The sequence below is a fragment of the Novosphingobium sp. NFX11 genome (assembly GCF_057376415.1).
On record NZ_CP080384.1, the window covers coordinates 28,063 to 46,370 of the forward strand.

Genomic DNA, 18,308 nt, shown 5'->3' on the forward strand with positions numbered 1-18,308 from the left:
GGAGCAGCCTGTCAGGCGGCTCCGGCCATTTCCATGCGCGGGCTCAGGCGCCGGTCGAGATCGGCGACGTAGATGCGCGCCGGATGCTCCATCGCCCGCGAGGCGCTGTAGCGCGACCGTACCTGCCCGGTGTCGTGGAAGCCGGCGCTTTCCAGCACCTGCTGCGTGCCCCGGCTGTCGGCGAAGTGGCTGGCGATGACCCGCAAGTGGCCGAGCGAGCGCGCCTGGTTAACCACCGCGCGCAAGGCCTCTCCGGCATAGCCGCGACCCCGATATCTCGGGACGATCCAGTAGCCGACCTCGATCTCCTTGGCGCCGAGCGCGCTGTCGCTCCGACCCAACCCTATACTTCCGACCAGTTGCGGCCCGCCGGGCGCGCGCAGATACATGAAGAAATGGGGAAGGCGCGGATCTCGCGGCCGGTCCAGATAGATGCGCAGTTCCTCCGCCGAACGGGGCAAAGGAGCCACGCCGACAGTGCGCTGAACGTCATCGTCCGAAAGAGCCTCGACAAGATCGTCGAAGTCTTCCGGCCATGCCGGTCTCAAAAACAACCTCTCCGTGCGGACGAACATTCCACGGTTCTCCGTCGTGCTAGTGCCCTGCGACTCGGATCATGCACGCAAGTCGGCGCAGATGCACGCAGTTTGGTGCAGAATCCTTCGCGATCAGCGATGAAATCGTCGCAGGCGCCGGTTAACCGGATATGAGAACGGCGCCAGGGGATTAGCCCTAGCGCCGTTTTCAGTGGTTAATTGGAGGGATCAGGCCGCGCATCGGCGATTCATCAGATCGCCGCCGCCGCAGTCGGCCGGGCTCTCGAACACGATCTCGTGCTCGCGTGAGGGGCTGGCATAGCCCCGTGCCCGGCTGAAACGCTCGGCAACACGACCTGTGCGGCTGAAACCGACCTTCTCGAGCACCCGGCCCGATGCGGCATTGTCGACGAAGTGGTGCGCCACGACGCGGTCGTGGCCGAGTGCGCGGGTCAGCGACAGCAGGGTGCGGGCGGCCTCGGTCGCATAGCCGCGTCCCTGTTCGTCGGGCGTGATCCAGTAGCCGAGGTTGACCTCGCCATCGAGCATCGACAGGCCGCAGCCGCCGACGATACGGGCACCTTCGGCACCGGGCGCGGTGACGAGGAAGCTGGGAAGGCGGTGATCCTGCGGCTTTTCGACGAAGGCGCGGGCGTCCTCGGCCGTATAGGGCCAGGGCACGCGGGCGAGGTTGCTCACGACGGCTTCATGGCCGATCCGGGCCATCAGCTCGTCGCGATCCTCCGGCCAGGCAGGGCGCAGGAACAGCCTTTCGCTGCGAATGAACATTTTCGTTACTCCAACCCCCGGCGCGCGCTTAGCGGGCCGGCGTGACACTGCAATTACGCCCGTGGTTACAAGGCGGTAATCGCAACAGATCCGAGGGGACGCGCGCCATCGCCGCCGCACCGTGCGCGGTGCAACCCGAAGTCGCCGTGTCGGTTCCCGGACACGCTGGAGGGAGATACGAAAAGAGGGAGACGGGCGGGGCCCTCTCCCTCATTCTGCTGATTCTCCTGGGAGAATCAGCGGGGCCATCCCGTCAGGATGGCCCTTACAGAGACCATCCGATTACTCGGCGGCTTCCGCCATGACGTCTACCGAGACGTACTTGCGGCCCTGCTTGCCGTCGTGGAAGCGCACGCGGCCTTCCGCGAGAGCGAACAGGGTGTGGTCCTTGCCAAGACCGACGTTTACGCCCGGGTACACGCGGGTGCCGCGCTGACGGACGATGATGTTGCCGCCGATCACTTCCTGACCGCCGAACTTCTTGACGCCGAGGCGGCGTCCTGCGGAGTCGCGACCGTTACGCGACGAACCGCCTGCTTTCTTATGTGCCATTGCTGGTTACTCCGAATTCTGGGGTCAGCCGACGGACACGATGCGCAGCAGGGTCATCTGCTGGCGGTGGCCGGCCTTGCGGCGATAGTTGTGGCGGCGGCGCTTCTTGAACACCACGACCTTCTCGCTCTTCGCCTGGGCGATGATCTCGGCGGCGACGGTCACGTTCGCGATGTCCGCGACTTCGCCGTCCTTGCCTGCGAGCAGGATGTCACCCAGGGTGATCTTGTCACCGGCTTCACCAGCCAGCTTCTCGACCGCGATCTTGTCTCCGGCGGCAACCCGGTACTGCTTGCCGCCCGTGCGCACAACTGCGAACATGGTGCCCTTACCTAATCTCAAAAATGCCCGAAACGAGCCGAAACAAACCTGCCCCGGCCGCTCAGGTCCCGAAGGACCATGGAACTTTTCGGGCGACGTGCCGACCGCCCCGCGTGATGCGAGGTGCCGGAAAGATGGGTGCCGTTAGGGTATGGGCCGATTCGTGTCAACCAAGGACTTGGCAAGGACTTGGCCGTTTCGGCGGTCCAAAGCCTCTCCCGCTTCGCGTCGGCCGTGCTATGGCAGCTTCATGATCCGCGCGAAAGTCCGTTTGACCGCCCCCGCCATCCTGTGCGGCGTTCTTTCCCTCGCCATGACGGCCTGCTCGTCTTCCGGTGGCTATCCCTCGCTGGCACAGCGCGACGTCGAACGCGTCAGCGGCACCGCCAGCGCCGCGCCCGGAGATTCGGGGCAGGCTGCTCCGGCGTTGCCCCCTGCGAGCGCCGATCTCGTCACGCGCCTTGCCGGCCTCGTGAAAATCGCGGAGCAGTCGGACCGACAGTTCCAGTCCAATCGCCCCGCTGCTGAGCGGGCGAGTGCTGCGGCAGGTTCTACTGGCAGCGATTCGTGGAGCGCTGCCAGCGTCGCCCTCGCGAAGCTCGAGATCGAGCCGCTCCTCGGGCATGACGGCGCTTGCCGAACTCGACGTTCTCTATGCCGACGCGCGCGACAAGGCGCCGGTCGAGGAATCGCCCGAGGTCAAGGCCATCGCCGACGCCCGCGCGCAAGTCGCTGCGCTGCTCGATGCGCAGGACAAGGTGCTGGCGGGGCTGGCGGGCCGCCTCAGGACCTGACCGGCCGCCTCGACGGGATTGCCTTGAAAGCGGCGGGAGAGGGGCCTAGGTCGGCCTTCTTCGTGAAATTGTCGCAGAAAGGCCGTCCCAGATGACTGCAACCGCACCCGAACTCGTCCTTTCCGGCGGCACCGTCCATACGCCGAGCGGCCCGGTGGTCGCCGATGTCGCGGTGCGTGACGGCAAGATCCTCGGCGTCGGCTCCTACCCCGATGCGGCGAAGCGGATCGACTGCACCGGGCTCGACGTGCTGCCCGGCGTCATCGACAGCCAGGTCCACTTCCGCGAGCCGGGGCTGGAGCACAAGGAAGACCTCGAGACCGGCAGCCGCGCGGCGGTGATGGGCGGCATCACGGCGGTGTTCGAGATGCCCAACACCAACCCCAACACCGATACCGAGGAGCGCGTCCTCGACAAGCTGAAGCGCGCGCATCACCGGATGTACTGCGATCACGCGTTCTACGTAGGCGCCACGGCCGACAATGCGGTCGCGCTGGCGGACCTCGAGCGCATTCCCGGTACGGCGGGCGTCAAGATCTTCATGGGCGCCTCGACCGGCAGCCTGCTGGTGGCCGAGGACGAGCAGCTCGCCCGCGTGCTGGCCCACGGGCGTCGCCGCGTCGCCATCCATGCCGAGGACGAGGCGCGGATGAACGCGCGCAAGGACCTGCGGGTGGAGGGCGACCCCTCCAGCCACCCGGTATGGCGCGACGACGAAAGCGCGATGCTGGCGACGAAGCGCATCCTGCGCCTTGCCCGCGAGGCGCGCCGCCCGATCCACATCCTGCACATCACCACTCCGGCCGAGCTGGAGCTGATCGCCCAGCACCGCGATGTCGCGACCTGCGAGGTGACCCCCAACACCTGACGCTGGCGGCCGAGGAAGCCTATCCCAGGATCGGCACGTTCGCGCAGATGAACCCGCCGGTCCGCTCGGCCGCGCACCGCGACGGGTTGTGGCACTGGCTGCGCGCGGGCGTGCCCGACGTGATCGGCTCCGACCACGCGCCGCACACGCGCGAGGAAAAGGCCAAGACCTATCCGAACAGCCCCTCGGGCATGCCGGGGTGCAGACCTTGCTGCCGCTGATGCTCGACCATGTCGCCAAGGGGCGCATGACCCTAGAGCGGCTGATCGACATGACCTCTTCGGGCGTGCAGCGGGTGTTCGGTCTCGTCGGCAAGGGCCGCATTGCGGTGGGCTATGACGCAGACTTCACCGTGGTCGACCGCAAGGGCACTTTCACCGTGACCGAGGAATGGGGCGAGAGCCGCTGCGGCTGGACGCCGTTCGCAGGGATGGAACTGGAAGGCCGCGTCGTCGGTACGATCGTGCGCGGGCACTCGGCGATGTGGGAAGGCCAGCTCGCCAACGAGGCACAGGGCGAGGCGCTGCGATTCGCCGGGGCGCTCTGACCCCGGCGCCATCGCGCCGGAGGGTTACCCTCCCGTCCGGCGTGAAAGGATGTCCCAGCAGAATACGCCGACGGCCGCCCAGATGAAGGCGAAGCAGACCAGCTGGATCGGTCTCAGCGGCTCGTGGAAGATGAACACGCTCATCAGGAACAACCCGGTCGGCGTCACGAACTGGATAAAGCCCAGCACCGAGAAGGGCAGGGCGCGCGCGGCGGTGGCGAAGAGCATCAGCGGGATCGCGGTCAGCGGCCCGGCGCAGAGCAGCAGCAGGCTGATCCGCGTCGAGGAGCCCATCGCCAGCCCGCCCGGCGCCTGCATCTGCCACCACATCAGGGCGAGCGCGGGCACGAACAGCACCAGCGTCTCGACCGTCAGGCCCGGCAGCGCGGCCACCGGCGCGAGCTTGCGGGCCAGGCCGTAGCACGCGAAGCTCAGCGCCAGCATCAGGCTGATCCACAAGGTATCGAGAGCGCCCTTCGCCAGCAGCGCCACGCCGATCGTCGCGAGGGCCACGGCGATCCACTGTCGCCGCGTCAGCTTCTCCTTGAGGAAGACCGTCGCCGCAAGGATGTTCATCAGCGGATTGATGTAATAGCCCAGGCTGGCTGCGAGCACGTGGCCCTCCATGATCGCGACGACATAGATGAGCCAGTTCGCGCCGATCAGGAACCCGCTCAGCGCCAGCGTGGCGAGGGTGCGCGGGTTGGTGAGCGCCGCCCGAAGTGCCGCGCCTTGCCGCAACACGGCGACCGCGACGAGGCAGAACGGCAGCGTGCACATCAGGCGCCAGACGACCACCTCGAACGGCGCGACGTCCTTCAACAGCGCGAAGTAGAGCGGGAACAGGCACCAGATGCCGTAGGCGCCGAATGCCGGAAGCAGGCCGGAAACGGAAGGCGATTGCCGGGTCATTTGGCGGGGCATTGTCTCGGGCATCGGCTGCATATCTCTCCCGGCGGTCGAGGGTATCCGCCGTGCATGCCCCTTAGAAGGGCGCCGGAACGGGGGCAACCACTCGCTCCATCGCCTGTGCGCCAACGGCTCGTCGCAAAATCGAGATCCTGACAGGCGCGTTGCGGTTCGTTCAGGATCGAAGGCTTAAAAATGAATGCGTAAGGCGGATCGACTCGGATGGCCGGTTCGCTTCCTTAGAAGAGGAGAGTTGAGATGAACGCATTCTTCAAGGCCTCGGCCATCGCCGCAGCCGCTGCCAGCCTGACCGTCGCACTGCCTGCTTCGGCCGCCATCGCCCCTTACGGCAACGGTTTCACCGCGCCGGGCGAACAGACCTACGAGCATGGCCGTGATCGCTATCGTTACTCGCGCGAGGATTATCGCCGCGGCTACGGCAATCGTGACAGCTATCGCTATCGCGACAACCGTTATCGCGATGATTATCGCCGCAGTTCGTGGCGCGGCAACGACGGCCGTTACTACTGTCGCCGGGGCAACGGCACCACCGGCCTGCTGATCGGCGGTGCGGGCGGCGCGCTGCTGGGCCGTGAGATCGACGGCGGCCGCGACCGGACCGTCGGCACCGTGCTCGGTGCGGCCGCCGGTGCCCTGCTCGGCCGCGAGGTCGACCGCGGCGGATCGCGCTGCCGCTAAGGCATTCGACAGAACAGCTTTCCCCGCACGTACGGCGACTTGCGGGGGAACCGTCCGGGCCTGAACGGCTTGGGCGGGAGGGCGCCCGCATTCGTGCGGGCGCCCTCAACCGCGTTCGTAATCCACGCTCCGCCGACCATCCCGAAATGGGACGAGGGATTCCACCGCTGGCACCTTTGCGACTTTTCGCGTTTTCGTAAGCTATTGCGCGTAGCAGGAGCTTGCTGCCGCACCCGAAGGAACCGCGACGATGAAGACTCTGGCCCGAATGACCGTTCTGAGCCTGATGGGCACGATGATGCTTGCAGGCTGCGGCTCGGGCGACAAGCAGCCGGACCCGGCCGATACCGATCCAGCGCTCAATGGCGCGCTCGGCGACCAGATCATGGTCGATCCCGAGATGGCGGGGGATCAGGGCGCGGCTGTCTCCGCCGAGGGGCGCCGGATCACCGTCCCCGCGCAGGACCGCACGCCCGAAGCCATCGCCGCCGCCAAGAAGCAGGCGGCGCAGCTTGTCGGCGGCGCGCTCAAGCCCGCCCCCAGTCCGGCGCAGGGCGGGGGCGCGGCGCTTGCCGCCGGGGCTGCCACTGCCGCGCAAGTCGCTGCGGAGGCGAAGGTCGCCAAGGCGGACTGCTCGGCCAAGGTGCAGTATTCCAACACCTGGGCGGCCAAGCTGCCCGCCGAACTGCCGGTCTATCCGCGCGCGGCGGTGCAGGAAGCGGCCGGGATCGACGGTCAGGGCTGCGCGCTGCGCGTGGTCAACTTCGCGACGCCGGTGAGCGTCAGCGACGTGGTGAGCTTCTATTATACGAAGGCGCTGGGGGCGGGGTACGGCGCGGAGTACAAGATCGACGGTGGAGACAGCGTGCTGGGCGGGAGCAAGGGCGGCAAGGCTTACGTCGTCTACGCGCGCAAGCTGGACAGCGGGCTGACCGAAGTGGACCTCGTTGCCAGCGGGAAGTGAGAGGCACGCACCCAGTCCGTACCTCCCCGGTTCGTCATTGCGAGCGAAGCGAAGCAATCCAGGGCTGTTAAGCTCCGCCCTGGATTGCTTCGCTTCGCTCGCAATGACGAGTGATGGGCGCTTCTACCGCAACCCCACACCGATTACCGCGCGCGGTTGCTCCATCTCGCCCGAAGCGACCGGATAGGCGCAGTAATCCGCCGCATAGAACCCGGTCGGCCGGTGATTGCCCGAAAGCCCCACGCCGCCCATCGGCGCCGCATGGCTGGGGCCGATCGTAGGCCGGTTCCAGTTGACGATTCCGGCGCGCACGTTGGCCCAGAAGCGGTTGTACTCCTGCGGCGTGCCCCCCACCAGCGATGCGGCGAGGCCATAGCGCGAGGCATTGGCCTGCGCGATCGCCTGATCGAAGTCCGACACCCGGACCACCTGCAGGATCGGCCCGAACAGCTCGACGTCGGGGCGCTCGGCCATCGCGGTCACGTCGATGATCGCGGGGCTGAGGAAGGGCGCGGTCTCGTGCGTGCGGACGAGGTGCTTGATCGCGCGGCCGCCGTGGCTGAGCAGGTAGAGGAAGCTCTCGGTCAACCCGTCGGCGGCGGCATTGTCGATCACCGGTCCCATGAAGGGCGCGGGCTCGTCGAAGGGCGCACCGACGATCAGGCGGTCGGCGAGCGCCTTCACCTCGGCCATCAGCGCGTCGTACATCGTGTCCTTCACGATCAGGCGGCGCGCGGCGGTGCAGCGCTGGCCGCTGGTGGCGAAGGCAGACTGGACGACGATCGCGGCGGCGTCGGTCAGCTTGGGTGTGTCCCACACGACCATCGCGTTGTTGCCGCCCATCTCCAGCGCGACCATGCGGTCCGGCCGGGCCGCCAGCCTGCGGTTGATGGCGATCCCGTTGGCGGCAGATCCGGTGAACAGGACGCCGTCGATCCCCTCGTGCGCCACGTAAGCCGCGCCTTCGGCCGGGCCGCCGGGCGCGAACTGGACGGCGGCGGCCGGAACGCCCGCGCGGTGGAAGCAGCGGGTCAGCATCTCGCCGGTCGCGGGTGCACGTTCGCTCGGCTTGAAGATCACTGCGTTGCCCGCGATCAGCGCGGGTACGATGTGCGCGTTGGCAAGGTGCGCGGGGTAATTGAAGGGGCTGAGCACCACCAGCACGCCATGCGGCTTGTGGCGCACCGCCATCGCCCCCTGCAGCGCCGAATCGAGGCGACGCTGGGCCGTCCGCTCGGCGTAGGAGCGGATCGAGACCTCGACCTTGGCGATCACCGAGATCGACCTCGGCGCGGGCTTCCCACAAGGGCTTGCCGACTTCGCGGGCGATGCAGGTGGCGAGCGCCTCGGCATCCTTGCGCACTTCGTTGGCGAGATCGCCGCAGCAGTTCCATGCGGGTGGAGAGCGGCTGGGCCGCCCACGAGGGCCACGCGCGCCGCGCACGCGCGACCGTCTCGTCCACGTCGGCCACCGGGCCGCGCCAGACTTCCGCCCCGGTGGCAGGTTCGTGGGAGACGATCTCCGCCCTGGTATCGGGCCGGCTATCGGCCCTCTGGAGTTGTGCGGTCACGAAATCATCTGGTCCCAACGCGGTGCGGCTGCAGAAATACGGCTAATGACCCGTTAGCTTATAGGGTTCGACATTTCATCCCAATCGCACAGGTATTCCTACCGTGGCGTAAATCATTGGGGTGTAAACGGTGCCTTTCCAAGTTGTTCGCCTAGCCTGCGGATCTGCGCGACTTTGGCGTCCAGTTCGCTCCAGTCGTCATGCGCGTCGATCGCGGCCCAGATGCGTTCGACCTCGTCGATGAGCACGCCGGGAGGGGCGCTTTCCTGCCAGAACCGATCTTCCGTCGCGGCGGCGGGGGCATAGCCGGACAGCAGCGCGCCGAAGTCGCCGGCACCGGCATTGCGGCCACCGCGATGGAGGAAGAAGAACTGCTCGGGCGCCAGGCCGCTCTCGACCATGCTGCGCTCGGCGGCCTGAACCAGCGCCGTGTCGGCCTCCGCCCCCCGCGATTCTATGCCGAGGCGCCAGGTGAAGCGGCGGCACAGCGCCTGCTGGTAAAGTGGCCCGAACCGCTCGAGCGCGGCGACCAGCGGCGCGGTTTCGGCCAGCGGGCGCAGCGCGATGGCGAGTTGCTGGCAGTTCCAGAGCAGCGCTTCGGGCTGGCGGCCGAAGGCGTAGAGGCCGGTGCGGTCGAAGTAGGCGGCGGTGAAGCGCGGATCCCATTGCGGCGCCCAGCGCCAGGGGCCGTAATCGAAGCTCTCGCCCGAGATGTTCATGTTGTCGGTGTTGAGCACGCCGTGGACGAAGCCCGCCACCATCCACGCGGCGGCAAGGTCGGCCAGCCGCTCGACGACCTGATGGAGCAGGATCACTGCGGGTTCGTCGCGTCCCGGAGCGTCCTCGGGTGGCAGGCTGCCGGGGTAGGTTTCGAGGCTGTAGTCGACCAGTGCGGCCAGATGCGCGGTCTCCTCCAGCACGTAAAGGCGCTGGAAGCTGCCGATGCGGATGTGCCCGTGCGACAGGCGCACCAGCACCGCCGAGCGGGTGGGGAGGGCTCGTCGCCGCGCCACAGTTCCTCGCCGGTCTCGACGACGGAAAAGGTCTTGCTGGTGTTCACGCCCAGCGCTTCCAGCATCTCGGTGGCAAGGATTTCGCGCACCGCGCCCTTCAGGGTCAGCCTGCCGTCTCCGTCGCGGCTCCATGGCGTCTGGCCCGAACCCTTGGTGCCTAGGTCGAGCAAGCGGCCCGCTCCATCGCGCATCTGCGCGAAGAGGAAGCCGCGCCCGTCGCCGAGGTCGGGGTTGTAGTTGCGGAACTGGTGGCCGTGATAGCGCAGCGCCAGCGGCTGCGGCAGATTGCCGGGAAGCGGCTGGAAGTGCCCGAAATGCGCCGTCCAGCGCGCCTCGTCGAAACCGTCGAGGCCCACCGCGGCCGCCCAGCGGTCATTGCGCCAGCGCAATTGATGGCGGGGGAACGCGGCGGCATGGACCGGGTCGCCGATCCATTGGGCGATCGTTTCGATTCGCGGATCGGGAAGATAGGGCGCGGGTTGCGGATCGCTTGGCATCGGGCGATAGTGGGGACCGCCCGGCCCGCTAGCAAGCCGGGTATTTTGTTGAATCTGATGAGGTCGCCGCCCGCGCATGAAGGTTTTCGAAGATCGCTTCTGGTCGAGCCGCGACGGTCTCAAGCTCCATTTCCGCGATTATCCCGGTCCCGCAGAGGGTGAAACCGGCTTGCCGGTGCTGTGCCTCCACGGCCTGACCCGCAACGCGCGCGACTTCGACGTGCTGGCCCCGCGCCTCGCTGCCAATCCCATTAGGGGACGGCGCGTGATCTGCCCTGACCTGCGCGGCCGGGGCGACAGCGAATATGCGAAGGATCTCGGCTACCTACACGCCGGTCCAGTACGGCGAGGACGTCCTCGCCCTGATTGAGCAGGAGGGGCTTGAGCGCTTCGTGGTCATCGGCACCTCGCTGGGCGGACTGATGGCGATGGGGCTGGCGAGCATCATCCCCGACCGGATCGCCGCCGCCGTGGTCAACGACGTCGGCCCGTGGCTGAAACCGGCGGGCCTTGCGCGGATCAAGGACTATGTCGGCCAAGGCCGCACCTGGCCCACCTGGGTCCACGCCGCGCGCGGGCTGGAGGAAGTGCAGGGCGCCGCGCACCCCGGACAGCCGCTGGATTTCTGGATCGGCATGGCCAAGCGGCTGATGACGGTCGGCGGCAATGGGCGCATCGTCTTCGACTACGACATGAAGATCGCCGAGCCCTTCCTCGCGCTCGACGTCAATGCCCAGCCGGACTTGTGGGCGGTGTGGGACGCGCTGGCGCAAGTGCCGGTGCTGGTGGTGCGCGGCGGACTGTCCGACCTGCTTTCTGCCCAGACGCTGGACGACATGCTGCGCCGCTCGCCGAATGCCGAGGGGCTGACCTTGCCCCACGTCGGCCACGCCCCGACGCTCGACGAGCCCAGATCGGTTGCCGCGATCGAGCGGCTGCTGGCCAGAGCGGCCTGAGCCAGAGACCGGCCTTGCGCCTTCTCCACCTCCATTCGAGCTTCGCGGCAGGCGGCAAGGAACTGCGCGCGGCAAGGCTGATGAACGTCTTCGGCCCCGGCGTCGCGCATACCGTCGTCTCCGCGCAGCCGGGCGCATATGGGGCGAAAGTCGCGCTCGACCCGGCGCTCACGGTCGATTTTCCGGGTGATTTTCCTAGCCTGCAGGGCCGCCCGACACCGCTTCGCCTGCTGCGCATCGCCCGCGCCATGAAGCTTTTCGACCTCGTCCTTACGTACAACTGGGGGGCGATGGACGCGGTGCTGGCGCACCGGGTCTGGGGCGGCGTGCTGGGCCTGCCGCCGCTGGTCCATCACGAGGACGGCTTCAACGAGGACGAAGCTGGCGGCCTCAAGCCCTCGCGCAACTGGTTTCGCCGCGTGGCGCTGGCGCGGGCTTCGGCGCTGGTGGTGCCTTCGCAGCGGCTGGAGGAAATCGCGCTCGGCGACTGGGCGCAGCCGCGCCCGCGCGTGAAGCTGATCATCAACGGCATCCGCACCGCCGCCTACCTCGCGCCGCCCCCGCCCGATGCGATTCCGGGGCTGCCCAAACCTGTCGGCGCGAAGTGGGTCGGCACTCTGGCGGGCCTGCGCGCGGTGAAGAACCTGCCCCGGCTGGTCCGTGCTTTCGCCACGCTGCCGCCCGAATGGCAGCTGGTGATCCTCGGTGAAGGGCCGGACCGCGAAAGAATCGCGCAGCAGGCACGGGAATCCGGCGTGGCCGACAGGGTGCATCTGCCGGGCTTCGTCCCCGATCCCTCGCGCGCGGTGGGGCTGTTCGATCTCTTCGCGCTGTCTTCCGACAGCGAGCAGTTTCCCATCTCCATGCTGGAGGCGATGGCGGCCGGGCTCGCGGTCGCCTCGCCCGCCGTGGGGGACGTGGCGGCGATGGTGCCGGCGGAAAACCGCAGCTTCATCACCCCGCCCGGAGACGACGCCGCGCTCGGCGGGGCTTTGGCGGAACTCGCGGCGGATGACGGGCTGCGCGCCCGCATCGGCGCGACCAACCGCGCGCTTGCCCAGGCCCAATACGATGAAAACACGATGATTCGCAGTTATGCCTCGACCTATGGCGCGGCGATGGGCAAAAGCGACTTTCCGTGACGCCGCGCTCATTCAGCGGCGCTTCACCGCGGGACGGGCACCGACATCCCCGTTGAAAAGCCCCACCCATCCGCTAAACAGCCCCGCAACCGTCCCGTTTTTCGCTAGAAAGCGCCCTATCTTGGCTCTGCCCCCCGACACCAATTCCGCCGCCGCAGCGCGTAACGCCGCCCAGCAGGACGTTTTCCTGCGTGAAGTCGACGACGCCGTGCGCCAGGACCAGCTCGAAGGCTTCATGAGCCGCTACGGCAAGCCGCTGATCGCCGTCATCATCATCGCCCTGCTCGCCTTCGCGGGCTGGATCTACTGGCAGCACCGCCAGACCCAGGAGCGCGAGGCGCGTTCGGAGGCCTATGTGCAGGCGCTCGACGCCCTGCAGTCGGAGAATCTCGACGCCGCCAAGGCCAAGCTGGCGCCGATCGCCGGCGCCGATTCTTCGGACGCGACAGTCGTGTCGGCCCGTCTGATGCTTGCGGGGATCGCGCTGCGTCAGGAGAAGAAGGCCGATGCGCTCAAGCTCTATCGTGAGATTTCGGCCGACGGCAAGGCACCGCAGGTGCTGCGCGACCTCGCCTCCGTGCGGGAAGTCGGCGCCGACTTCGACGCGATGAAGCCCGAGGACGTCGTCAGCCGCCTCAAGCCGATGGCCGCGCCCGGCAATCCGTGGTTCGGTCCCGCGGGCGAACTCGTCGGCATGGCCTACCTGAAGCAGAACAGGCAGGACCAGGCCGGTCCGCTGTTCGCCGCGATCGCCAAGGACGAAAGCGTTGAGGACGGCTTGCGCAGCCGCGCCCGCCAGCTTGCCGCCGTGCTCGGCGTCGATGCCGTGGACGACGTGGTGAACGAAAAGGGCGAGCCGCTCGACAAGCCGATTGCCAAGATCGTCCAGCCCGCCGAAGTGGCGAACTGAGAACATGACACGTGAGGACATTCGCATGAACGCAGCCCGCAACACGTCGTCTTCGCGCGCGAAGAAGGTCGTGCCGCTGATCGCCCTCGCACTCGTCGCGGGCCTGTCCGGCTGCAAGATGTTCGGCGGCGGCAAAGGCCCGGCCAAGACCCCGACCGTGGGCAACCGCGTGCCGATCCTGTCGCGCATCGAAAGCGGCGCCAAGGTCGACGCGACGCTCGGCGCGGTTTCGGTGATCCTGCCCCCGGCAGAGGTCAACACGACCTGGGCGCAGGGCGGCAACACCCCGAACAAGGCTTACGGCAACCTCGCGCTGGCGGACAACCCGACCAAGGTGTGGACCGCGCAGATCGCCGGTTCGACCAACCGCGCGCGCCTTGCGGCGGCCCCGGTCATCGGCGGCGGCAAGCTCTACGCGATGGATACCGAAGGCACCGTCCACGCCTTCGACGCGCAGAGCGGCGCGAAGCTGTGGACCAAGAGCTTCTCGGTTTCCGGCAACAACGCCAAGTCCGTGTTCGGCGGCGGGGTCAGTTTCGACGGCGACAAGCTCTACGTCACCACGGGCCTCGGCGAAGTCGCGGCGCTGAACGCGGCGGACGGCAGCCAGCTCTGGACCAAGAAGCCCGCCGGGCCGCTACGCGGTGCGCCGACGATCGGTTTCAACCAGGTCTTCGTGATGACGCAAGACAACCAGATCGCCGTGCTCAACGCGGCGGATGGCGCGACCATGTGGCAGGAATCGGCCTCGCTGACCCAGTCGGGCGTGTTCGGCGTCGCCTCGCCTGCGCTTGGGCAGGGCACGGTGATCGCGGGTTACTCGTCGGGCGAACTGGTGGCGTACCGTTACGAGAACGGCCGTCAGGTCTGGTCGGACGCGCTTTCGCGCACTTCGATCTCGACCGAAGTGGGCAGCCTCACCGACGTCGACGCCGACCCGATCATCGATCGCGGCCGTGTCTATGCACTGGGTCAGGGCGGGCGCATGGCCGCTTACGAACTGGTCACCGGCCAGCGCATCTGGGAACTCAACCTCGCGGGCATCTCGACGCCGTCGGTGGCGGGCGACTGGGTCTTCACGCTGGACGACCACGCCGAAATCCTCGCCATCGCGCGCGGCACCGGCAAGGTCCGCTGGCTGACCGAACTGCAGCGCTACAAGAACGCCAAGAAGCGCAAGAATCCGATATTCTGGGTCGGTCCGGTGCTGGCGGGCAGCAAGCTGTGGGTCGGTAACTCGCGCGGGCTCGTGGCCACCATCGATCCGTCGAGCGGCACGATGACGCCATTCACCGAACTCAGCGATCCGATTTCGCTGGCGCCTGTCGTGGCGAACCAGACGCTCTACGTCCTCGACGATTCGGGCCGTATCACCGCCTTCCGTTGAATCAGGCGGGGCGCAGATCGCATGAGGTTTGCGCCCCTTAACCAATTCCCTCTACGCCCTGCGGCCATGAGCACCGCATCCACCCGCCGCCCGGTCAGCGACGTTTCCGCAGGCATGGGCCTCTCCGGCCTCGTCGCGCTGGCCCTGTGGATCCTGTTCTGCCGCAACTGGGGCTCGGTCGTCGATCTGCTCGGCCTGCAGGCCCCGCGCGAGCCGATGAGCGGCCCCTATGCTTCGCTCGCCACGCTGGCCTTCACCGGCGCCGCCATGACCGCATGGTCGCTGCTGGTCGACAAGGTGCACTTGCGCCCCTCCACCGGCATCGACTGGTCGCAGCGTCGCCCGCTCTCCGAAACGCTCGACATCTCGATCACCAAGCTGACCGGGCTGTGGATCACATGGGCGCTGATAGGCTGCTTCTACTTCCTGTGCCGATGGTACTGGGAGGGGCAGTATCTGTTCGCTATGGACGTGTTGAGTGCCGTTGTGGCACCCTTGTTCGTCCTCTCGGTGCCCTATGTCCTCTGGCTCGACCGGGTCATGGTCGAGCCGCGCGACGCCTCCTGGCACTTCGGCGCGATGCTGATCGGCCGCGAGCCATGGAGCGCCGAAGAGGTGAAGAAGCACTGGCGCGCCTGGGCGATCAAGGGCTTCTTCGGCGCCTTCATGATCTCGATCCTGCCCGGCGGCTTCGCCCGCGTGGTAGAGGCGGATTTCGGCGCGATCGCACACAAACCCGTGGAATTGGGCTCTCTGCTGATCGAGGCGCTGTTCCTCGTAGACGTGCAGATCGGCACAGTCGGCTACCTCTTCACCTTCCGCCCGCTCGACGCCCACATCCGCAGCGGCAACCCTTTGCTGGCGGGCTGGGTAGCCGCGCTGATGTGCTACCCGCCCTTCGTGTGGGGCACGATGGGCAATGCCAATGTCCTCGGCTACGAAGTCAACACCGGCGGCTGGGCGCACTGGATGGCGGCCTACAACGTGCTGCTGTGGGGCTGGGCGGCGATGATGGTGGTGCTGACCGCGATCTACGCCTGGGCGACCTTCGCGTTCGGCCTGCGCTTCTCCAACCTGACCTATCGCGGCGTGCTGACCAACGGCCCCTACCGCTTCACCCGCCACCCGGCGTACCTGTCGAAAAACCTGTTCTGGTGGACCTCGACGCTGCCGTTCCTCGTGACGAACGGATCATGGACCGACGCGATCCGCAACACCGTACTGCTGGGCGTGGTGAGCGGCATCTATTATTGGCGCGCTCGGACTGAGGAAGCGCACCTGCTGGCGGAAGACCCTAAGTATCGGGAATATTACGACTGGATGGGGGAGAATGCCTTCATCACCCGGAGTCTGGGGAAGATCGGGCAGAAGTTGAAGTTCAAGTAAGTCCTGGGGCCATTGCCCCAGACCCCGAACTGTCGTCGCCGCGCGCGCAGAGCCGTCAGCTCCACATGGCGCCGCAGGCTATTTGTTTCCCGGCCCACAGTCTTGCATGACGATGCCGTGCGCGTGACCTCGACGGTATACGGGGTGCAGGGGTGGTAAACCCCTGCATTTCCTGCCTTAAAACGTCTTGAGCGCGTAAACCTTGGAAAGATCCCCGCCCCATTCGCCATTATACAGGTCGAGCAGCCGCTCGGCCGGAACCTTGCCGGTCTTCACGATCTCGGCCAGCGGTTCGAGATAGCCCGTTTCGTTGTCTCCCGCCGAGTTCAGGCGGCCTCGTGCGGCGAGGCCCGAGCGAGCGATATCGACCACTTCGCCCGCGATGTCGCGCAGTGTCCCGCCGCCTGGGATCGGCGCGTCCAGCCCCAGCTTCGGCGCGGCAGAGCGCAGCGCTTCGCGGCCTTCCATGTCCCAGTCCTTGACCAGATCCCACGCCGCATCGAGTGCGCCCTGATCGTAGAGCAGGCCCACCCACAGCGCGGGCAGGGCGCAGATGCGACCCCAGGGGCCGCCGTCGGCGCCGCGCATTTCGAGGAAGGACTTCAGGCGCACTTCGGGGAAGGCGGTGGAGAGGTGGTCCTGCCAGTCCGACAGGCGCGGCTTCTCGCCGGGGAGCACCGAAAGCTCGCCCTTGAGGAAGTCTCGGAACGAGAGGCCGGCGGCGTCGATGTACTTGCCGTCGCGGAACACGAAGTACATCGGCACGTCGAGCATGTATTCGACGTAGCGTTCGTAGCCGAAGCCGCCCTCGAACACGAAGGGCAGCATGCCGGTGCGGTGCGGATCGGTGTCCGACCAGATATGGCTGCGGTACGAGAGGTAGCCGTTGGGTTTGCCCTCGGTGAAGGGCGAGTTCGCGAACAGCGCCGTCGCCAGCGGCTGGAGGGCCAGCGAAGTGCGGAACTTCTGCACCATGTCGGCTTCGCTCGAATAGTCGAGGTTCACCTGGATGGTGCAGGTCCGCAACATCATGTCGAGGCCCATCGAGCCCACGCGCGGCATGTGGTTCAGCATGATGCCGTAGCGCCCCTTGGGCATGATCGGCAGTTCTTCGCGCGTCTTGTCGGGCCACATGCCGAGGCCGAGGTAGGCCTTGCCCAGCTTCTCGCCGACCTGCTTCACTTCGGAAAGGTGGCGACCGGTCTCGGCGCAGGTCTGGTGCAGGTTTTCGAGCGGAGCGCCCGACAGTTCCAGCTGGCCTGCGGGTTCGAGACTGACGTTGCCGTCCGCGCCCTTGAGCGCGATGACGTTTCCGCCTTCCTCGATCGGCGTCCAGCCGAACTGGGTCAGTTCGCCCAGCAGGTCGCGGATGCCGCCCTTCTCGGTGTACGAAGGCGCGTGGTGGTCGGCGGTGTCGTAGACGAATTTCTCGTGCTCGGTGCCGATGCGCCACGCCTCGCGCGGCTTTTCGCCCGCGGCCATCGGCTCGGCGAGTTGGGACAGGTTTTCGATAACCGGATCTTCGCGATCCGAAACCTCACGAGTGCTCATGGGCGCGGAATTAGTGTGCCCTTCGGCGCCGCGCCAGAACTTTTTGTACCGGTCAGTCTAACATTCCTGTCATGTCCAATCTCCGGACATCGCCATCCATAGCCCGATGGCGGAAATGCAGGCGGTTTCGGCACGCAGGATGCGCGGGCCCAGCGTGATCGCGCGCGCCTGGGGATGGGCGCGGACCAGATCCCGCTCGGTATCGTCGAAGCCGCCTTCGGGGCCGACGAGCAGCGCGGCCGGGCCTTTGTGGGCGGCGAAGGTGGCGGCTGCAGGGGCGCCGCCCTGTTCGTCGGCGAAGAACAGCGCGCGGTCCTCGGGCCAGTCGCGCAGCAGGGCATCGAGCCGGGCCGGTTCCTCGACGCGCGGCAGGGCGGTGCGGGCGCATTGCTCGGCCGCCTCGGTGGCGATGGTGAGCGCACGCTCGGGGTTGAGCTTGTCGGCCACGCAGCGCCGGGTGACGACCGGCTGTACGGCGGCGACCCCCAGTTCGGTCGCCTTTTCCAGCACCAGATCGAAGTTCGGCTTCTTGAGCAGCGCGGCGCAGAGCACGAAGTCCGGTACGTCCTCGCGCTCGCGCAGCTTCATGCGGACCGAGAGCACGACGTCGCGCTTTCCGGCGGAAATCACCTCGCAGGCCCATTCGCCGGTGGCATCGTCGCAGGCAATCACCGCATCGCCGGGGCCGACTCGCATGACCTTGCCGAGATAGTGCGCCTGCTGGCCCTCCAGTGCGATCTGCCCACCTTCTTCGAGCGGTCCGGGGACGAACAGGCGCGGCGCGGATCGCGGCGGCCAAGCGGGGGTTGCAGGCATCTTCAACGGGTTCCTCGGGCTGAAAGGCCCTTTTCGCGCCTCAGCGGGAAGGATGCAACGGTGGGCAAGCTGTGTTCACCAGACACGTTCGGGCATGACA

General features: G+C 67.3%; 14 protein-coding genes and 4 pseudogenes. 9 read left to right on the top strand and 9 right to left on the bottom strand.

Going from position 1 to position 18,308, the window contains the following annotated elements:
• Nucleotides 1-11 precede the first annotated feature (11 nt).
• From KZO24_RS00180 to rplU, 4 genes are all read right to left on the bottom strand, one after another.
• Complete coding sequence (locus tag KZO24_RS00180; protein ID WP_008830645.1) at nt 12-575, bottom strand: GNAT family N-acetyltransferase; 564 nt, start codon at nt 573-575, stop codon at nt 12-14.
• A 189-nt stretch (nt 576-764) separates the two neighbouring features.
• Nucleotides 765-1,325, bottom strand: a complete 561-nt coding sequence (locus tag KZO24_RS00185; RefSeq protein ID WP_486486696.1) for a GNAT family N-acetyltransferase — start codon at nt 1,323-1,325, stop codon at nt 765-767.
• Nucleotides 1,326-1,607: 282 nt separating this feature from the next.
• Nucleotides 1,608-1,877, bottom strand: coding sequence for a 50S ribosomal protein L27 (rpmA, locus tag KZO24_RS00190; protein WP_008828936.1), 270 nt, complete (start codon nt 1,875-1,877; stop codon nt 1,608-1,610).
• A gap of 24 nt (nt 1,878-1,901) precedes the next feature.
• Complete coding sequence (gene rplU, locus KZO24_RS00195) at nt 1,902-2,198, bottom strand: 50S ribosomal protein L21 (protein WP_008828935.1); 297 nt, start codon at nt 2,196-2,198, stop codon at nt 1,902-1,904.
• Between the two features lie 623 nt (nt 2,199-2,821).
• On the opposite strand from rplU, the gene KZO24_RS00200 reads away from it, so the two are divergent.
• Together KZO24_RS00200 and KZO24_RS00205 are read left to right on the top strand one after the other, a co-directional pair.
• Nucleotides 2,822-2,992, top strand: coding sequence for a hypothetical protein (locus KZO24_RS00200; RefSeq protein ID WP_486486697.1), 171 nt, complete (start codon nt 2,822-2,824; stop codon nt 2,990-2,992).
• Between the two features lie 91 nt (nt 2,993-3,083).
• Nucleotides 3,084-4,407 (top strand): annotated as a pseudogene (locus KZO24_RS00205) (dihydroorotase).
• 24 nt (nt 4,408-4,431) lie between these two features.
• Here the strand turns inward: KZO24_RS00205 and rarD are convergent.
• A complete protein-coding gene (gene rarD, locus KZO24_RS00210; protein ID WP_271180870.1) occupies nt 4,432-5,319 on the bottom strand; it encodes an EamA family transporter RarD in 888 nt (295 codons plus the stop codon).
• A gap of 255 nt (nt 5,320-5,574) precedes the next feature.
• Here rarD and KZO24_RS00215 point away from each other — a divergent pair, with 255 nt between their 5' ends.
• Nucleotides 5,575-6,015, top strand: a complete 441-nt coding sequence (locus KZO24_RS00215; RefSeq protein WP_271180871.1) for a glycine zipper 2TM domain-containing protein — start codon at nt 5,575-5,577, stop codon at nt 6,013-6,015.
• A 250-nt stretch (nt 6,016-6,265) separates the two neighbouring features.
• Nucleotides 6,266-6,979 carry a hypothetical protein gene (locus tag KZO24_RS00220; RefSeq protein WP_271180872.1) on the top strand — a complete coding sequence of 238 codons (714 nt, stop codon included), beginning with the start codon at nt 6,266-6,268 and terminating at the stop codon, nt 6,977-6,979.
• 123 nt (nt 6,980-7,102) lie between these two features.
• Here the strand turns inward: KZO24_RS00220 and KZO24_RS00225 are convergent.
• Nucleotides 7,103-8,451: pseudogene (locus tag KZO24_RS00225) on the bottom strand (succinylglutamate-semialdehyde dehydrogenase).
• A 212-nt stretch (nt 8,452-8,663) separates the two neighbouring features.
• A pseudogene (locus tag KZO24_RS00230) lies at nt 8,664-10,138 on the bottom strand (protein adenylyltransferase SelO family protein).
• On the opposite strand from KZO24_RS00230, the pseudogene KZO24_RS00235 reads away from it, so the two are divergent.
• The 5 genes and pseudogenes from KZO24_RS00235 to KZO24_RS00255 all read left to right on the top strand — a co-directional run bounded on the left by KZO24_RS00235 (nt 10,137) and on the right by KZO24_RS00255 (nt 15,841).
• A pseudogene (locus KZO24_RS00235) lies at nt 10,137-11,016 on the top strand (alpha/beta fold hydrolase). The pseudogenes KZO24_RS00230 and KZO24_RS00235 sit on opposite strands and share 2 nt — an antisense overlap.
• 14 nt (nt 11,017-11,030) lie before the next feature.
• Nucleotides 11,031-12,158: a glycosyltransferase gene (locus KZO24_RS00240; RefSeq protein ID WP_271180874.1), complete on the top strand. Its 1,128-nt coding sequence runs from the start codon at nt 11,031-11,033 to the stop codon at nt 12,156-12,158.
• A gap of 121 nt (nt 12,159-12,279) precedes the next feature.
• Nucleotides 12,280-13,068, top strand: a complete 789-nt coding sequence (locus KZO24_RS00245; RefSeq protein WP_008828925.1) for a tetratricopeptide repeat protein — start codon at nt 12,280-12,282, stop codon at nt 13,066-13,068.
• A gap of 25 nt (nt 13,069-13,093) precedes the next feature.
• Nucleotides 13,094-14,455: an outer membrane protein assembly factor BamB family protein gene (locus KZO24_RS00250; protein ID WP_271180875.1), complete on the top strand. Its 1,362-nt coding sequence runs from the start codon at nt 13,094-13,096 to the stop codon at nt 14,453-14,455.
• A gap of 66 nt (nt 14,456-14,521) precedes the next feature.
• Nucleotides 14,522-15,841 carry a methyltransferase family protein gene (locus KZO24_RS00255; RefSeq protein WP_271180876.1) on the top strand — a complete coding sequence of 440 codons (1,320 nt, stop codon included), beginning with the start codon at nt 14,522-14,524 and terminating at the stop codon, nt 15,839-15,841.
• A 177-nt stretch (nt 15,842-16,018) separates the two neighbouring features.
• Here KZO24_RS00255 and KZO24_RS00260 read toward each other — a convergent pair whose 3' ends face one another.
• Entirely contained in the window at nt 16,019-17,392 is a 1,374-nt protein-coding gene (locus KZO24_RS00260; RefSeq protein WP_271180877.1) for a glutamate--cysteine ligase, read from the bottom strand.
• A gap of 69 nt (nt 17,393-17,461) precedes the next feature.
• Nucleotides 17,462-18,208 carry a 16S rRNA (uracil(1498)-N(3))-methyltransferase gene (locus KZO24_RS00265; RefSeq protein WP_486486698.1) on the bottom strand — a complete coding sequence of 249 codons (747 nt, stop codon included), beginning with the start codon at nt 18,206-18,208 and terminating at the stop codon, nt 17,462-17,464.
• Nucleotides 18,209-18,308 lie beyond the last annotated feature (100 nt).